Annotated in this window: 18 protein-coding genes and 1 other RNA gene; 1 reads left to right on the top strand and 18 read right to left on the bottom strand. The window is 70.4% G+C overall.

Translation table 11 applies throughout. From position 1 onward, the window contains the following. From F2B26_RS09325 to F2B26_RS09300, 6 genes are all read right to left on the bottom strand, one after another. On the bottom strand, positions 1-217 hold a 217-nt coding region (locus tag F2B26_RS09325), incomplete at its 3' end, for a DUF2277 domain-containing protein (protein WP_159808655.1). 56 nt (positions 218-273) lie between these two features. Continuing rightward, positions 274-1,509, bottom strand: coding sequence for an RNA polymerase sigma factor (locus F2B26_RS09320; RefSeq protein WP_159808653.1), 1,236 nt, complete (start codon positions 1,507-1,509; stop codon positions 274-276). Then, a complete protein-coding gene (locus tag F2B26_RS09315) occupies positions 1,506-1,865 on the bottom strand; it encodes a YciI family protein (protein WP_159808651.1) in 360 nt (119 codons plus the stop codon). The genes F2B26_RS09320 and F2B26_RS09315 overlap by 4 nt, the downstream gene beginning before the upstream one ends. Before the next feature lie 117 nt (positions 1,866-1,982). Then, entirely contained in the window at positions 1,983-2,603 is a 621-nt protein-coding gene (locus F2B26_RS09310) for a dihydrofolate reductase family protein (protein ID WP_159808649.1), read from the bottom strand. Positions 2,604-2,653: 50 nt separating this feature from the next. After that, positions 2,654-3,064, bottom strand: coding sequence for a hypothetical protein (locus F2B26_RS09305; protein WP_159808647.1), 411 nt, complete (start codon positions 3,062-3,064; stop codon positions 2,654-2,656). A gap of 151 nt (positions 3,065-3,215) precedes the next feature. After that, on the bottom strand, positions 3,216-4,145 hold the full coding sequence (locus F2B26_RS09300; RefSeq protein WP_159808645.1) for an SDR family NAD(P)-dependent oxidoreductase: 930 nt from the start codon (positions 4,143-4,145) through the stop codon (positions 3,216-3,218). An 86-nt stretch (positions 4,146-4,231) separates the two neighbouring features. On the opposite strand from F2B26_RS09300, the gene F2B26_RS09295 reads away from it, so the two are divergent. Beyond that, complete coding sequence (locus F2B26_RS09295; RefSeq protein WP_159808643.1) at positions 4,232-4,780, top strand: TetR/AcrR family transcriptional regulator; 549 nt, start codon at positions 4,232-4,234, stop codon at positions 4,778-4,780. A 20-nt stretch (positions 4,781-4,800) separates the two neighbouring features. Here the strand turns inward: F2B26_RS09295 and F2B26_RS09290 are convergent, their stop codons facing one another. From F2B26_RS09290 to F2B26_RS09235, 12 genes are all read right to left on the bottom strand, one after another. Further along, positions 4,801-5,640, bottom strand: coding sequence for a nucleotidyl transferase AbiEii/AbiGii toxin family protein (locus F2B26_RS09290; RefSeq protein ID WP_201292679.1), 840 nt, complete (start codon positions 5,638-5,640; stop codon positions 4,801-4,803). Next, complete coding sequence (locus F2B26_RS09285; protein ID WP_159808641.1) at positions 5,559-6,185, bottom strand: type IV toxin-antitoxin system AbiEi family antitoxin; 627 nt, start codon at positions 6,183-6,185, stop codon at positions 5,559-5,561. Before F2B26_RS09285 ends, F2B26_RS09290 begins: the two co-directional genes overlap by 82 nt. A gap of 108 nt (positions 6,186-6,293) precedes the next feature. Further along, positions 6,294-6,758 (bottom strand): hypothetical protein, encoded by a 465-nt coding sequence (locus tag F2B26_RS09280; protein WP_159808639.1) that lies wholly within the window; start codon positions 6,756-6,758, stop codon positions 6,294-6,296. 529 nt (positions 6,759-7,287) lie between these two features. Continuing rightward, complete coding sequence (locus F2B26_RS17425; protein WP_235929582.1) at positions 7,288-8,055, bottom strand: DUF6602 domain-containing protein; 768 nt, start codon at positions 8,053-8,055, stop codon at positions 7,288-7,290. After that, entirely contained in the window at positions 8,052-8,558 is a 507-nt protein-coding gene (locus tag F2B26_RS17720; RefSeq protein ID WP_369122547.1) for a Mov34/MPN/PAD-1 family protein, read from the bottom strand. The genes F2B26_RS17425 and F2B26_RS17720 overlap by 4 nt, the downstream gene beginning before the upstream one ends. Continuing rightward, the gene (locus F2B26_RS09265) at positions 8,530-9,960 is read right to left on the bottom strand and encodes a ThiF family adenylyltransferase (RefSeq protein ID WP_159808633.1); all 1,431 of its coding nucleotides are present in this window, start codon (positions 9,958-9,960) and stop codon (positions 8,530-8,532) included. Before F2B26_RS09265 ends, F2B26_RS17720 begins: the two co-directional genes overlap by 29 nt. Next, positions 9,957-10,964 (bottom strand): SMODS domain-containing nucleotidyltransferase, encoded by a 1,008-nt coding sequence (locus tag F2B26_RS09260; RefSeq protein ID WP_159808631.1) that lies wholly within the window; start codon positions 10,962-10,964, stop codon positions 9,957-9,959. Before F2B26_RS09260 ends, F2B26_RS09265 begins: the two co-directional genes overlap by 4 nt. 344 nt (positions 10,965-11,308) lie before the next feature. Further along, positions 11,309-12,673 carry a Fic family protein gene (locus F2B26_RS09255; RefSeq protein WP_159808629.1) on the bottom strand — a complete coding sequence of 455 codons (1,365 nt, stop codon included), beginning with the start codon at positions 12,671-12,673 and terminating at the stop codon, positions 11,309-11,311. Continuing rightward, the gene (locus F2B26_RS09250; RefSeq protein WP_159808627.1) at positions 12,666-12,836 is read right to left on the bottom strand and encodes a hypothetical protein; all 171 of its coding nucleotides are present in this window, start codon (positions 12,834-12,836) and stop codon (positions 12,666-12,668) included. The genes F2B26_RS09255 and F2B26_RS09250 overlap by 8 nt, the downstream gene beginning before the upstream one ends. After that, positions 12,837-13,847 (bottom strand): tyrosine-type recombinase/integrase, encoded by a 1,011-nt coding sequence (locus F2B26_RS09245; protein WP_159808625.1) that lies wholly within the window; start codon positions 13,845-13,847, stop codon positions 12,837-12,839. 78 nt (positions 13,848-13,925) lie between these two features. Beyond that, positions 13,926-14,292, bottom strand: a transfer-messenger RNA (tmRNA) gene (gene ssrA, locus F2B26_RS09240). A gap of 227 nt (positions 14,293-14,519) precedes the next feature. Next, a partial coding sequence (locus tag F2B26_RS09235; protein ID WP_159808623.1) for a S1C family serine protease occupies positions 14,520-15,736 on the bottom strand: 1,217 nt, incomplete at its 5' end.

The following is a 15,736-nucleotide window of genomic DNA, read 5'->3' as shown; positions in this document are numbered from 1 at the left end:
CGGTGGACGGCGGGCTGCGACGTTCGGGCAGGTCGGCGAGCACCTGGGCGGTCGCGGCGGCGACGGCCGCGACCGCGGCGTCGAACGCCTCGCGCGTCACGTCGGTGACGGCGCCGATGCCGGTGACCTTGCGGACGTACTGGATCGCGGCGGCCTCGACCTCGTCAGCGGTGGCGGGCGGGTCGAGCCCCCGCAGGGTGGTGATGTTGCGGCACATGGCCCGACGCTACGTCGGTGTCCGGCGATGCGCCGACCGGTCACCGTCGGGGCCGTTCAGACCCCCGCGAGCCCGTCGGAGGCCTCGGTGAGGAACGCGCGCAGGGCCTCGTTCCGCTCGGCCTCGACGGCCGCCCGGTAGGCCGCGCGTGCGGCGGCGTGCTGACCGGCCAGCCGCAGCAGGTGGCCCCGGACGGCGCTGACGTCGCTGCGCAGCACGCCGTCGGCCTCGAGCTCGTCGACCGCGGCCAACCCGGCGAGCGGCCCGGCCTGGTAGGCGATCGCAACCGCCCTGGCGAGCTGCGCCGCGGGTGACGGCCACTGCGCGACGAGCCCGTCGTACAGCACCCGGACGGCCGCCCAGTTCGTGAGCTCCCAGGACGGCGCCTGGGCGTGCAGACCCTCGATCCCGGCCTGCAGCGCGAACCGGCCGCCGCCGGGCAGCGCGAACGTCGCGTACCGCAACCCCTCGGTCACCAGGGCGGAGTCCCACGTCGAACGGTCGGCGTCCGCCAGCGGGACCGGCGCGAGCCCGTCCCCCGCTCGCCCGGGCGCCCGGGCCTCGCTCAGCAGGACAAGGCCCAGCAGGCCCGCGACCTCACGGTGCTCGGGCACGAACCGGTGCAGCGCCCGGGCGAGCGCCACGGCGAGCGAGGTCAGCTCGCCGCGGCGCACCTGCCGACCGTCGGGCGCGGTGTGGCCCAGCGTGTAGAGCGCGTGCACGACGGCGAGCGCGTCGTCCACGCGGTCACGGACCTCGTCCTGTCCCAGCTCGGCCCACTGCAGGCCCTCGACCTGCCGCTTCGCACGGGTGAGGCGGGCGCTCATCGCTGTGTGCTCGACGAGCAGCACGTCCGCGACCTCGGACGTCGGGACCCGCAGGACGAAGCGCAGGGCGAGGGCGAGGCGCGTCGGCGGGCTCAGATCGGGGTGGCAGGCGAGCAGCACCAGCTCGAGGCGGTCGTCGCCGCCCGGCGGGTCCGGTGCCGGTTCGACCTCGGTCTCGGACCGCTGGGCGAGCACCGGCAACCGGATCCGCAGCGCGGCGTCCCGGCGGACCTGGTCGATCGCGATCCGCTTGGCGGTGGTCGTCAGCCAGGCGGCCGGGTTGAGCAGGAGCCTGCGCTCGCGCGCGTCGAGCGCACGGGCGCAGGCCTCCTGCAGGCAGTCCTCGGCCAGCTCGGGGCTCCCGGTGAACCGGACGAGCGAGGCGAGCAGGTGCGGCCACTGCGACCGCACCGCCTCCGCGAGCGAGTCCGGCGCCGCGTCGGACGGCACGGTGGGTCGCGTCACGACGTCGGCATCACCGGGGTGACCTCGACGTAGCCACCGGTCGGGCACTGCGCGGCGAGCGCGAGGGCCTGGTCACGGTCGGCGACCTCGAGCTTGTAGTAGCCCGAGACGACCTCCTTGACCTCGGGGAACGGTCCGTCGGTGAGGACGGGTTCGCCGCCGGCGCTGCCCGGGGTGATGCGGGTGCTCGTGCGCGACGGCATGAGTGCGTCGCCGTCGAGGATCCGCGCCCCGGCCGCGGCGACGGCCTTGGCGAAGGCCTCGTGGGCGGCCATCGCGGCGGCCCAGTCGTCCTGGGTGGCGGTCGCGGGATCCCACTCCGGTTCGACGATGAGGACGATGTAGTGCTCGGCCATGACGGTCTCCTAGGTCTGCGGTGGAACCCCACCGACGAGTGCTGACACCGGGTCGACGAACGGATGCGCCCGATTTCGACATCCGACGGTCATCCGACTCGGCCGGACCGGCAGGCGTCAAGACTGCGGACCGGGGACGGCCCGGGTGCGGCGCCGGTGCACGAGGTGGGTGACGTGCGGCGTCGTCCGGGCGGAGGCCGGCACCATGGCCAGGTCACGCACACCGTCGAAGACCCGCAGCCCCTCCCCGACCGTGAACGGCACGACGTGCAGCCGCAGCTCGTCGACCAGCCCCGCCGCCAGGTAGGCGTTGAGGGTGCTCGGGCCGCCCGCGATCGAGACGTCCCCCTCCCCCGCGGCCTCGCGCGCCCGGTCGAGAGCGGCCTCGAACCCGTCGGTCACGAAGTGGAAGGTGGTCCCGCCCGCCATGACCAGCGGCTCCCGCGGGCGCGAGCACAGCACGAAGACGGGCGCGTGGTACGGCGGTTCGGGCCCCCACCAGCCCTGCCACGCCAGGTCCCAGTCGCCCCGGTCCGGCCCGAACATGTGCCGTCCCATCACGTACGCGCGGGCCCGCAGGATCCCGGCGATCTCGTCCGGGCTGTCCTCGCTGTGCTCGAACATCCAGGTGTGCAGCCGGTGCCCGACGACGGGCCCGAACGGGTGCTCCAACGACTGGTCCCGTCCCGCCGCGACCAGGTCGAGCGAGACCGCGATGTCCGCCGTGACGAGGCTCATGTCGGCAGGCTAGGTCGGGCGATCCGCGCCGGCCACCGGGCGCCGACGGCTCACAGCGACCACGGCCAGGCCGCCCACGCCGCGAGCACGAGCGCTCCCACGAACAGCCCGATCCAGGTGCGCCGCGCCCGGGATTCGAGGTGTCGCACCGCTTCCGCATGGCGGGTGGGACCCGGGTGCTCGACGGCCCTCGGGCGGTAGCACCCGAACGCGACGGCGCACACCGTGGCCAGGACGAGAAGCGCCCACCGCCCGACGCCGATGTGCGCGGTCTGGAGCACGCTGCCGGTGCCGAACATGAGCGCCCCGAGAAGGACGAGGACTCCGCGGACACGCACGCCGATCAGCGAGGAGACGCCCGCGTCCAGCTCGACGTTCCACCCGCTGTGGTTGCGAAGGCTCGCGATCGCCAGCACCGGCGGCAGCAACGCCAGGCCCCGCAGCAGCTCGGCGAACCTCATGTCGACGACAACCGGCCCGATGACGACCAGCCCGTCGCCCGGCGCGAGTCCGGAGCAGTGGTGCGCACGTCGCGATGATGCCAGGTGCGGCCGTCCCGGGACCCCGTCGAGCTCCGGGGCCCCGGTCCGTCCCGCGCCGTGACCGGGTCTCCTAGACCGGCAGGTGCACCTGGGCGAGCTCCTCGAGCTGGTCCCAGACGCGGCCGGCGACCGCCGCACCCGGGTCGGCGGTCCGGGCCAGCGGCTCGACGAGGACCGGCAGCCCGCGCAGTGCACCTGCCGGGGCGTAGTACTGGCCCCCGCTGGCCGCCGGGTCGGTGAGGGCGCGCACCGCGGACCAGGCGGCGGAGTCCTTGCCCTGCGCCCACGGGGTGTACGGGTTGCGCTGGTAGGGGGTTGTGGCGTCCCGGACCCCGTCGCGGTGCGGCGTGCGGGCGTCGACCCCGACGCCCGGACGGGTGACGATCGAGGCCACGGGTGCGCCGGCGGCCCGCAGCCGGCGCTCGAGCTCGAAGGCGAACACCTCGGTGACGGTCTTGGCCTTGGTGTACGCCGCGATCGACAGGCGCGGCGTCGCCAGGACGTCGTCCGGCTCGAAGGCGAACCTGTGGACGAAGCCGGTGGAGGCGTGCACGATGCGGGTGGTCGTGCCGTGCTCGCGCCCGGTGGCGACCAGGCGTGGCAGCACACCTGCGGTGAGGGCGACGTTGGCCACCACGTGCGTGCCCACGATCACCGGCAGACCGTCGGCGGTCAGCTCGCCGCGCCGGGGGCTCATCGTGGCGCCGTTGAGGAAGATCCCGTCGAGGCGCTCGTGCTGGGCGATCTCGTCGGCCGCCGCGCGCACGGAGTCCAGGGAGGCGAGGTCCAGCACGGTGGTGCTCACGGCCGCCGAGCGCACCTGCGTCAGCAGGGTGGCCCGGGCCCGGTCGAGCTTGGCGGGCGACCGCGAGGCGAGGACGACGTGGGCGCCGGCGGCCGCGAGCTGCTCGGCGGCGAAGTAGCCGATGCCCGCGGTGGCACCCGTGACGACGAAGGTGCGCCCGCTCTGGTCGGGCAGGTGGTGGGGATCCCAGGTCACGTCGACTCCTGCAGTATTCGGATGATCTATCCGTTTCACCGTAGCACGAAGTGGATAGACAATCCGCCCAGCGCTAGGGTGGACGCATGGCCCCTCGCCGCTCGGACGCTGCGCGCAACCGCGAGCGGATCCTCACCGCCGCCCGGAGCCGCGGGGCGGCCGACCTGCGGCTCAACGAGATCGCGCACGAGGCGGGCGTCGGCATCGGCACCGTGTACCGGCACTTCCCGACCGTGCGCGCGCTGCAGGAGGCAGTGTCCGCCCAGTCGCTGCTGAGGCTGCGTGACCTCGCCCGCGAGGCGACCAACGACGACGACGCAGGCCAGGCCCTGGCCGCACTCCTGGCCTCCACGCTGGCGATGCAGCTCGAGGACGGCGGCCTGCAGACCGTCCTCGTCTCCCCCGCCGACGAGGACCCCGAGGTGACCGCTGTGAAGGCGGAGATCCTGGACGGCTTCCGGCAGGTGTTCGACCGCGCCTGCCAGGCCGGCGCCGTCCGGCCCGAGCTGACCATCGACCAGCTCCAGCACCTGGTCTGCGGCATCGAGCACGCCGTGCGACTGGGCGCCCCCGCCGACCGCGAGCTGCTCCTGGACGTCCTCGTGTCCGGGGTGCGACCGGCGGCTGGGGTCTGAGGGCGGCGGGGCGGCACCCGTCAGCGGTTCAGATCGGCGGCCGCCCACGCGCTGCGGGCGACCGCGACCGCTTCGGCGGCGGTGACGCGCAGCCGCGTCTGGTGGCCGAGCGCCCGGCGCCAGGCATCCTCCCCGGGCGCCGCGGCGAAGACCCACTCGGCCGGTGGCCGGCCGGTCGGGCCGCAACGGACGAACACCTCGACGGCCTTCGCGTCGATCCAACCTCGCTCTGCCAGGGCCCACAGGTCGTAGAGATCGCGCGGCGCGTGTCGCTCCATCCACGTGGCGAGCTTGGCGCTGGCGAAGCCGGCGGCGGTGAGCGTGCGCAGCCGGGCGGGTGGGGCGTCGGAGTACCTCTGCTCGATGTCGCGGACCTCGGTCGGCCAGAGGAAGCCTTCGCCGGTGACGAGCTGGACCTGGATGCCGAGCGTGTCATCGACCTCGAGCACGGCCGGCTCCGCGCCGCGGGTAGCGGTCAGAGCTGGGCGCCAGGTCGGTCGGCCGTGCGTGCGCGCGAGCCCTCGGCGAACCGCGGCCTCGATCGCGGCCGCGACGTGGTTGCGTGGCGCGAGGGCGACGAGGTCGATGTCCTCGCTGAGTCGGGCATCGTCGAGGTGCGTACGCGACAGGGCCGTGCCGCCGAAGAACGCGAGGTCGTCGGTCGGGACGTCCGCGGCGATCGCGGCCAGCACGTGCGAGATCAGATGATCGCGGCGGACCTGCTCGAGGTCGGCGCCGAACCGTTCGGCGACCGCCGTCCACTCGTCGCGCTGAGCGCTCATCGGCCCGCCGCCACTCGCCGGAGGGTGGCGCGCATACGCTGTCGGCCCGCGATCTCCTCCAGCGTCGCCGGGTCGCACTGCGACCACAGGGCGTCGATGGCCTGCTGAGCGTCGAGATCCTCGCCGCGCGGGTCACCCTTGGCGAGGTCGAGGACCGTCTGCTCGGGCGTCGTGGCAAGTGCCGGACCGAGGTCGGTCTGGATCAGGACAGCGTCGAGAGTGGCGACGTCCCGCTCGGCGAAGCGGACGGTCGCGTCACGGTCGGCGAGCACCGCGGGACGCCGGTACGTCGGCACGGCAACGTGGCCAGCGCCGATCGCGCGGGGAAGCGCCCTGTGCGCCCGAGCCGCCGTGAGCGTCGTGAGCACCGGCACCTGAGCGCCGTAGAGCGCCGTCGCCACGGCCGCCGTGGCTGCTTCGAGGGACGGCCGCCAGGTGGCCGGGTCGGCGTCGAGGGGCACCGCGCAGTAGATCCCCCTGGCGAGCCGATGCAGCACCCCTGCCTGCTCGAACTCGCGGATCTCCTTGCGCGGATGCGCGTAGCGGTCAGCAAGGTCCGCCACGACGAACGTCCGCAAGGGGGCTCGCGCGGCCAGGCGGGAGATGTCGGCTCGGCCCTTCACTCTGCAGAGAGTAACCCTGGGGGGTTACCTTCTGCAGACCAAAGCGTGCTTCATGTGCCAGCCGCTGCCGGGCGGGCCCTCACGGGAGAACGGCGGCCCGCGGCGGGCCTACGAGTGTCGGGCGACCGGGCGTTCTGGGAGGCTCAGTGCCGCGCGCAGAGCCGCGGCTCGCCGCTCACTGCCTCCCGTCGAACCGACCAGCCCACGCGCCCTTCGGCGCTGCCCGTCCGCCAACGTGAGCTCGGGCACCGTGTACCACGAGATCCCCGAGGGGGAGTCCCACACCCAGAACCCGTCGTAGTTGGCGATCGTGACCGTGACGACCTCCGACCGCGGATACCGCCTCCTCGTCAGGAGGCTGTGCACGACGACGTCGTCAACTGTGACCACAACACGCAGGCGCGTCGCTCGTATCGCAAACGCAAGCGAGACCGCCACGATCCCGTAGCCCCACCAGTCAGCCCCCGCGTCTGCCGACGGCGGCGGGTCCACCAAGCCGCCGATCGCGGCGAGGGCCATACACAGCCCGGCGCCCACCAGGATGACCTGGTAGCCGACCGCGCGAACGACCACGCGACTACTGCGCATGCCCACCTCCGGCCGCAAGGATCCCACTCGGCCCGCACGACGAAGGCCGCCGCCCCGATCTCGGGACGGCGGCCTTCGCGACAGCTTGGGGGTGGAGGTGGCGGGAATCGAACCAGTTGGGAGCCTTGTGGAACCGTTGGTGGAGGCGCGTGACCTGCGGTGATGCGACGGGGTGTTGACGGGCGTCGTGGGCCGGTCTGTGGCGTCCGTTGACGGCGTCAACGGACGCCAGTGATCTTCGAATAGTGACTCGCTCCCGCCACCGACATCGCGCCTGAACAACTGGCGCGCGGACATCAAGATCGCCTCACCCTTAAGGTCCGCTCCCGTCAGCCCGGCGCTCCGGGCCGCGCCTCATTGCGGGAGATTCCACGAAGTTCGAGGTCGTCAGCTTGCGTGGCGCGCTGGCGTGGGTGGTCGGCGCCGCGCTCCGTGCCGGGCGCGCCCCCGGACACGTGCCCGTTCGCGACCCCCGCGCCGCAACGTCGGACACACGTCCGGTGGACGGTCGAGGCTAGTCGGAGTCGTTGGCGAACACGGTTTCCTCGTATTTGGTCATGTCGACGGCGGGAACGGTCCCGACGGCCTGGAGCTGGCGAAACAGCCGGATGCAGAAGTGGATCAACTGGTCGCCGTCGCTGCGAGTCGCCAACTCTGTTTCCACTTTGTTGCCGGCGGCCGAGGGCGTGTAGTCGAAGGCGAAATGGTCGAGGCAGATTCCAATGTTCAGGAACTCGTGGTCCCCGGGTGCCGGTTGCGTGTCCTTCAGTTTCTGTGCAGGGTCGTCAAGCCCCTTTCGCATAGTGAGAATCCCACCAATCACGGGCTTGATCTCGATGTCGACGGCCTCGTACCTGCCGCCCTTGTGGACCACGGCTTGGGAAGTGCGCTCCAACTTGCGAACGCTTGAGACCTTTTGACGAGCTGCCCTGAGGTACGCGCTGTTGAACTCAGGCTTGACCTCGAAGACCGCGTAGATGCTCTCGACTGGTACGAACCTCACTCCACCTGCTGCACCGAACCACTGTGGCGAGTAGTGGGTGTCGTACACCGCGGCGTCGATCTGCTCGCTGAGGTTGCCATGGTGGTCCACGGCGAAGATCGGGCCGACCGCGTATCTCGTAGGCAGGAAGTCGCGGATGAGGCCGACCCAGTCGGCCTCGGTCTGATCGCCGATCGTCGTGCCGTGTGACGTGACCTCGCGGATCGCCAAGAACGACGCTCGCAATGCCGTCTCCTTGTTGCGGAAGGCAGCGGCGATGTCAAACGGGCGCTGGGTCACGGCTCCATCCTCTCAACGACGGTGTGCTCGATCACGGCGCGGTGTGGCCAACGGGAACGGCCGACGAGGCCATGGACCGCGACCTCACCTTGGCGGTCGAGTGCCAGCACAAGAAGTGCAATGGGGCAGTGCACCTGCCGAACGATTGCACTCAGAGCGCCTCGATCGATTGGACTGGGAGGTTGCGGTTCAGGGTGGCTGTGCCATTCGCCGATGTAGCCGGAGTAGGGAGAGGTGCCCGTACGTAGGTAGTCGTCGAGTACCCGCTGTGCTGGCCATTGCCGACGTTCGTAGTGTGCTCGTCCAGCTCGGTCGTCGGGGACTGGCAGCAGGTCGTCGACGATCGCCACTCGGCCTCCCTCCCACCAGCCGACGATGATCCCGCCGAGTTCGTTCGGCGAAACCCCGCGGGCGAGTGATCCGGCGGCGGCGAGGGTTCGTTCGGTGATCCGAACCACTGGCGTTGAGCGGCGTTCACCGGTAGTCACGAACGGTCCCGGCATCGGAAATGGGCGTCCCGGTCAGGAGACCGATGGCATGCCGAGCAGCAAGAGCCGCAGCCTCGTAGACAGCGAACGCGGGGGTCTGTGACACAGGGTCGCCACACCCGGCCTCAAAACGCAGCTCGTCCCGGGACGGTGGAGGGCCGAGCCTCGTCTCCTCGATCGCGTCACCCTTCAGTGGCGGGATCACGTCGACCCTCACGACGCTGCCCTCCTCCTGAAGACAGACGGACAGCAGGTTATGCCCGCCTGCGGTTGCGGCGGCGACGAGCACTGGCGTGACATCGCCGGATGCCGACGCGTCGATGACCAGGTCGTGCTCGGCGAACACGCCCATCACTTCGACGGGCGCCGGCAGGCCACCGGCCTCGCTCAACACCTCCGTGGAGCTGAATGCGCGAGAGGCGATGATGCGCTTGACGGCCTCGGGCTTGGCGAGACCAACTGAGCTGGCGTCAGCGAGGTGCCGGATTAGGTTTCCCGGCCGAACGGTATCCGGATCGAAGGCAGTGATATGACCCACGCCGGACCGTGAGAGCAGGTCGCAGACGAACGAGCCGATCGCCCCGACCCCGATGACGGCGACGCTGGAGCCGCAGAGGGTCCTGGCTCGCGGTCCCGCACGCATTGTGAGAGTGGGCATGGATTCGCTGGCACTACGGATCGCACGCAATGCGAATGAACCCGACGCCTCCTTCCAGATCCGCAGCACGACAGCCGCCCCAGTTCCGCCGCGGGCATATCTGACGACGAGGTAGCTGAAGCGGCCATCGGAGACCGCGGATTCGATTAGCTTCGCATCGCTCCTCGGAATCGCCAACTTCAAGTCATCCCAACTACTCGGCGGCGCTTCGGGCTCACCGATGTCTGTCACGTATCCGAAGGCCCGATCCTTGGCGAGGCGCGCCTTCCGGGGGATCGACCCAGGACCAATGATCCGCGTGAGGGACCCATAGTGGCGAAACTGGATGAATCGGTTGGTCAGCTCGTCGAGATCGCCGTAGACGACAAGAGGTGCCGCGCTCTGAGGGAAGTACCGCTCCAGGTCGAGGTCCGGGAAGTCGCCCGACCAACCCGCCGTCGACTCCACGATCCAACGCTCAACGAGCGCGAGGAAGTCGTCGACGTCCAGCCACGGGAGTTTCTGGCGGTGGTCCAGGGGGTAGAGACACATGGCCCCATCGCGTTCGCGGTGCCATGAGCGCGGGAAGCTAGCCGGAGGCGAGACGACAGGCGGTGCGAAAGGGAAGCTGTCCGGGAGAGCGATCTCCACCCTGACGGCGTCAACTCCTGCACCCACAGCACCGGTCAAGGTTCGCTCGTCGGCCCGAAACCCTCGCCTCTCGAGCTCTTCCGTGAACTCGAAGACGCTGGACTTGATTGCCTCATCCCAGGCGGTCATCCGAAGCGGCGGTCTCCGGCGGGCACCTTCGAGGAGCCCGGCGTGACCAATGCCGAGGACTCTCTCTTGGTGCCGTCCTCGTTGTACCCAGCAGGCATAGGGAACACCGTCTCATCGTCACCGTTCTTGCCCAGCAACTCGCGGAACCTCACGGCCGCCTTGCCGGAATCCTCTTCGGCATACGCCTCACGCGCCTCCGTGGCTGCCGCGCGGAACTTGTCGCGGGCCGTCTCCCACTGGTTGTCGGTGGCGCGGAAGCTCAGCGTGTGCCCCGGCATCGTGTGGTCGGGGAGCTCGGTACCCCAGTCGACCTTGCTGTCGAGGTAGTCGGCGATAGCTTCGAGGGCGGTGACGTAGGCGAGAGTCAGGTTGTCCTTGCTGACTTCGTTGTTAACGCAGGCGTCGTAGAGGGCGAGTTCGGCAAACAGCCCGCCGGGGCGCTTGCCGAGGATCGTGCGCCGGGTCTGCCTGATGAGCTTCACGAGCGGGACGTAGTCGTCGGCGAAGGCGTCGTTCATCGCTGTCTTGAGAGCCGTCTGCCTCTCGGGGTTGGTTGCCTGCCAGTCACCATCCCGCGTAGGGATCTCCCAGTACCCGTCGGCGCGCTTGCGGGCCGGGACCGCATCGACGTGCAAGTCGTCGTACTCAGGGAAACCGATCGTGATCGAACGAGCCTGGCGCTTGACACGCCGTGTGCCGTCAGCATCAGTGCCGAATGCGGCATCGAGCACCGTGTAGAACCTGTCGAGCACGGCATCCCCCGCCACATCGTCGTCGATGCTGTCCATGCGACAGAAGACGTCGACGTCGTTGACCCGCCGGATGGAGACATCACGCTTGTAGGAGCCGATGAGCACCGGGCTGAGGCCCCACTCCTTCAAGTCATCGGCAGATGTGAGTGCGGCCCGGACCGCCTTGTGCGCCTCGGGAGCATTCGCTCGGTCGTCGGCCGACGGCTCGATCAACTCGAGCGCCTTGCTGAACTGACTGCTGAGGATGGCCACCGTTCGGTCCCTTTCCACGTCTCGCGGTTGGCAGATCACCGACTGCACGATCAAGTGGAGAGACCCGAACTACAGCCGCGTCATCAGGCTAGCCGGCCCCTCCGACACGGCCGAGCGAGCGATCTGCCTAGCGCCGGCGCGTCCACCATGGTGAACCGCCCCGGCTCCACGGAACCCGAGACACACCACGGCCAGCGCGTGCGGATGCTGCGAGCCTCCTGCTGGTCCTACGTGACACCCGCTGTGCTCAGGTCCGTGCCGCGCACGCAACTCAGATGCACCGGGCGCACAGCACCTCTCGGGCGACTCGCCTGGGCTGCTCGATGCCCCAGTTGCGGGCGCTGCTAGCCGATACCGGACTCCAACGCGACGGCCAAGACTTCGGCGGCCTTGTCGGGCCTGTGCTCGGCGACCGAGTACCGCTGCCGGAAGTGGACGGGATGGGGTACCGCCGGTACGAGCGATATCTCATCCGGCGGCTCGGCGATGAGGTCGGCAGTGCTGAAGTTCCGGGTGAATGGATGGAGCGCATCAGGACTGCAGTCACGCCGGGAGAGGAAGATCGACGGGTACGTGCGCTCTGTGTCGCGCAGGTCAACCCAGTCGTTGCTCCGATAGCCGAACCAGAGGAGCCACTCGGCGCGGCGGCCTGGCGCGCCGACGAGGGCAAACCAGCCATTGCCCTCAACATCCCTGTCGCACAGGAGACTGAACGAGCCCAGGTCCAGCGTGCCTTGAACTTCGAAGGTGAGGCCGCGCTTCTTGAACTCGGACGCCAGGGCGCCAGACAGTAGCCCGAGTGTCTGTCGCCACATCTGGAAGCGGTCATGCTCCGAGGCGAGGAGTTGGTCGTTTATGACATCCATCACGTATGTCGGTCGCGCCATGATCCGGGCCTGGCGCCGGAGTACGCGCCCGAACAACTCGTAGAGAGGGAGGATGTCCCCGTCGTCGCTTGCTGCGAGAGCGGCGTAGTACTCGCCGCGATCGCTCGCCGCACGGACTACCAGTGGTGGGAAGCTGTATCGCGCCAGCTCCAGGTTCGCGAGGATGCGCGCGAGGCGGCCGTTGCCATCCTCGAACGGGTGGATGTGCACGAGCCAGGCATGGGCAACCGTGGCGGTCAGCAGGGGATCCGCTGGCGATACCGCCCACCAATCGGCCAACTCGAGCATTACCCGCGGTACGTCTTCGGGTGGCGTGGTCCGATGCGCGGTTCCACCGATGCGATTGGGCAGGACCTTGTACGACCCGCTTCCGGGAAGGTCCCCGAGCACGAGTCGGTGGAGCTCGCGGATCTCGTGTGCCCGCGGGACGCGGTCGCTGTGGGACCAGTCGCCCGCGATCTGGTGCGCGCGGAACAGGCCGAGGACCTCGTAGACTCGCGGATCCTGCCGAACGCTCTGGACCAGCGTCCTGACCGAGCCATCCAGCAACTCGGCGTGAGTTGCCACGACCTCCCGGACCGCCTGAGGGGTCCACTCGTATCCCTCGATGATATTGCTCTCCGCGACCAGGTCAGTTCGAGTCGCCTTGATGTATGGAGCGAGCGCTGCTTCCGCCTCCTGCTTGATCCGATCGTTGGCGGACACGGCCCGCTCGCGCGTTTCCAGTGCCGTCTCTTGCGCCTTGGCGAGCCTCTTGAGGGCCTTGTCGTCGGTGGCGACGAGGTATGGCGTGTTGGCGAGCGCGGCTTCAGGGTCAGGCACTTTGTCCTCCTCGGGTCAGTCCCGCCAGCACCCGCCCCGCCGGATCGGCGGCCGCTCGCTGCTGATCGGGCAGCAGGTGCGCGTACATCTCGGTCGTCGTGGTGATCGACTCGTGCCCCAACCTCCGCTGCAGCACGAACAGATCCGTCCCGGCCGCGATCATCTACGACGCGTGCGTGTGCCTCAGGTCGTGCGCCTGCGGCCGCTTCGTCAGCCTGGGCGCATCCGCGTCAGGCTTCCCGTCAGCCTGACGCGGGTCGCACGCCGCGTCCAGCGCAGGCGTCCACGTCGTCGTCCAGAACCTCGAGGACGACAGCTGCGACCCGACCGTTTTGACGAACAGCAGATCGTCCGGCGCCTTCCCCGCAACCAGCGGCAGCAGCACGTCGACCAGGTCATCCGGCAGCGACACCGTCCGCCGGGCCCGCTTGGTCTTCGGCGGCCCGACGTACCACCGCCGGTCCGCGTCGCGCTTCCACGCCTTCGTCACGCGAACCGTCGCTGGCCGCGCGGTCAGGTCCAGGTCGCCGGCGGTCAGCGCCGTCGCCTCGCCCCACCGCAGGCCGGTCGCCACGAGCATGAGCACCAGCGGCTGGTAGAACGCCGGGATCTTCGCGAGCAGCGGTGCGAACTCGTCGCGGGTCAGCACGGTCATCTCGTCGCAGGTCGCGACGGATCGCGGCAGCTCGACGCCCACGCACGGGTTGTCGGCCCGGTACCCGAGCCGCACCGCGGTTGCCATGGCAGCCGAGAGGAGTCCGTGCACGTTGGCGATCGTCTTGGGGGAGAGGCCCTTGTCAGCCATCGCGCCGAGCCAGCCAGCCACGTGCCGGTAGGTGAGCGCCGCCACCGGGTATGGCCCCAGCACCGGCGCGATGTGCCGTGTCAGCTGACCGCGGTAGTGGGAGCGGGTATCCGGGACGACGCCGGTGAGGAGATCGACGTGCTCGGCGATGACCGCCTCGACCGTCGGGCCCGGCGCGCGCACCGCCTCGGCGATCCGGGCGACCTCGACGGCGTACCCGCCGGCGGCCTCGATGAGCTCCTTCGCGACGCGAGCCTCGCGTTCGTCGTCGTAGGTGAGGGAGATCTGCCGGCCGGTCTCCGGGTCGCGCCACAGCACGGCGAACGAATGGGTCCCGGCGGACCGTCGCCGCTCGCGGATGGAGGCCATAGACACAAGAAGGTAGCCGTCCGCCTCAACGGATGGCTACCTTCCTGTCAACATGACTTGCGTTTCCGCAGGTCAGACGGGTGGAGGTGGCGGGAATCGAACCCGCGTCCGATGACGTTAAACCAGGACTTCTCCGGGCGCAGTCTGCAGCTGCTTTTCTCGGCCCCCGCACTCACGCAGACAAGATGCGGACGGGCTCAGTCAGCTAAAAGTCCCTGCAGCCCCACTGACAAAGGCTACAAGCAGTGGCTCCCTAGATGACGCCAGGAACTGAGACGGAAGCTAGCTCAGGCTGACGGACTTCGAGGCTCGCTCAGGCGGCGAGGGCGAAGTCGGTGCTCTTGGAATCGGCACCTATAAGTTGCACGGAGCGTTGACGAGATAACCGTGCGTCCTCGGCCCGCTTCTCCTGGATCGACGACCACCGTCGAAACCGATCACCCCCCTGTTCAGTTATCAAGCCCGGGGCGCGACACGCACGTCCTGAGCCGTCATGCACCGCCCGGGGGCGGCTCGGCCAGTCTACCGTCGCAACGGCCGGGACGGCCCCCTCATTCCCGCTCGCCGACGCGGCCGCGCCGGGGCCGGGCCCGACGGCGTCAGCATCCGCCAGACCCGGCCCCGCCGGTCCGCGCACCCAGCGGATCCGGCATCCCTGCCGGCCCGCCCCGCTCAGGCCGCCGGCCCCTCGACCAGCCTCACCGTCGCGCTCCGGCTCGCCCCGGTGCTGCCCGAGACCCACGTGATCCGCACCCGGTCGCCGGGGGCGTGCCCGCCGAGCACGCTCGACAGCTGCGAGCCCGACGAGATGGTCGTGCCGTCCACCGCCGTGATCGTGTCGCCGGCAGCGAGCCCCGCCTTGGCGGCCGGGGTGCCCTCGATGACGCCCGCGATGGACGCGCCACCGGTCGTCGTGCCGAGCGAGCCGGACCCGCCGATCGAGCCCGACCCGCCGAGCCCGGGCTGCGCGGACAGGTCGGAGGCGACCTGCACCCCGAGGAACGCCGGGTACCCGATGACGACCCCGTCGGACGCCGTGCCCGCGTCGATCTGGTGGGCGATCGTGAGCGCGTCGGCGATGTCGATGGCGTAGGCGACCGTCGCACCCGTCCCGCTGGAGGCGGCGGTCGTGATGCCGACCACCTCGCCGTCGGAGTCGAGCACCGGCCCGCCCGAGTCGCCCGAGACGACGTCCGCGGAGAACTCGATGAGCCCGTGCAGCGTCTCCGACTCCCCCGCCTGCTCGTTCGCGGTCATGGTCTGGTCGGTCGCGACGACGTCGCCGGTGGCGGCCACGAGGGTGCCGGTGCCCTCCGCGTTGCCGATGGCCGTGACGGTGTCACCGGTGCGCACACCGCCGTCGGAGTCGAGCCGCACGGGCGTCAGCCCCGAGGCGCCCTGCAGCCGCAGCACGGCCACGTCGTGCGTCGCATCGGTGCCGACCACCGTCGCCCGGTAGGTCGCACCGGTCGTCTCCACGGTGACCTCGATGCTCGTCGCACCCGCGACCACGTGGTTGTTGGTGAGCACCTCGCCGTCGGACGTGAGCACCATCCCGGTGCCGGCCGACGTCCCGTTCTCGTAGCCGAGCGTGCTCACGACGGTCACCACGCCCACCTGCTGCGCGGCCGACGCCTCGGTCGCCGGCGCCTGGGCGGAACCCCCCGTCGTGCCGTCGCCGCTGCCCGGCTGCAGCCCGCCGAGCCCCTGCTGCGAACCGTCGCGTCCCTGCGGCGAGCCACCGGCACCACCGCGCGGGTCGCCGCCGCCCTGCTGGTCGCCGAAGGCCCCGAACGGCGCCTCCTGCGGGGCGAGTGCCGTGTCGCTCGTCGTCGTGGTCTGCGCGCCGGCCACACCGCGCATCGCGACACCGCCGGCGATGAGCGCCA

The sequence above is a fragment of the Cellulomonas citrea genome (assembly GCF_009829685.1).
GTDB classification, from domain to species: domain Bacteria; phylum Actinomycetota; class Actinomycetes; order Actinomycetales; family Cellulomonadaceae; genus Cellulomonas; species Cellulomonas citrea.
The sequence above is the reverse complement of the archived record's forward strand: the minus strand, read 5'-3'. Positions and strand labels throughout refer to the sequence as shown.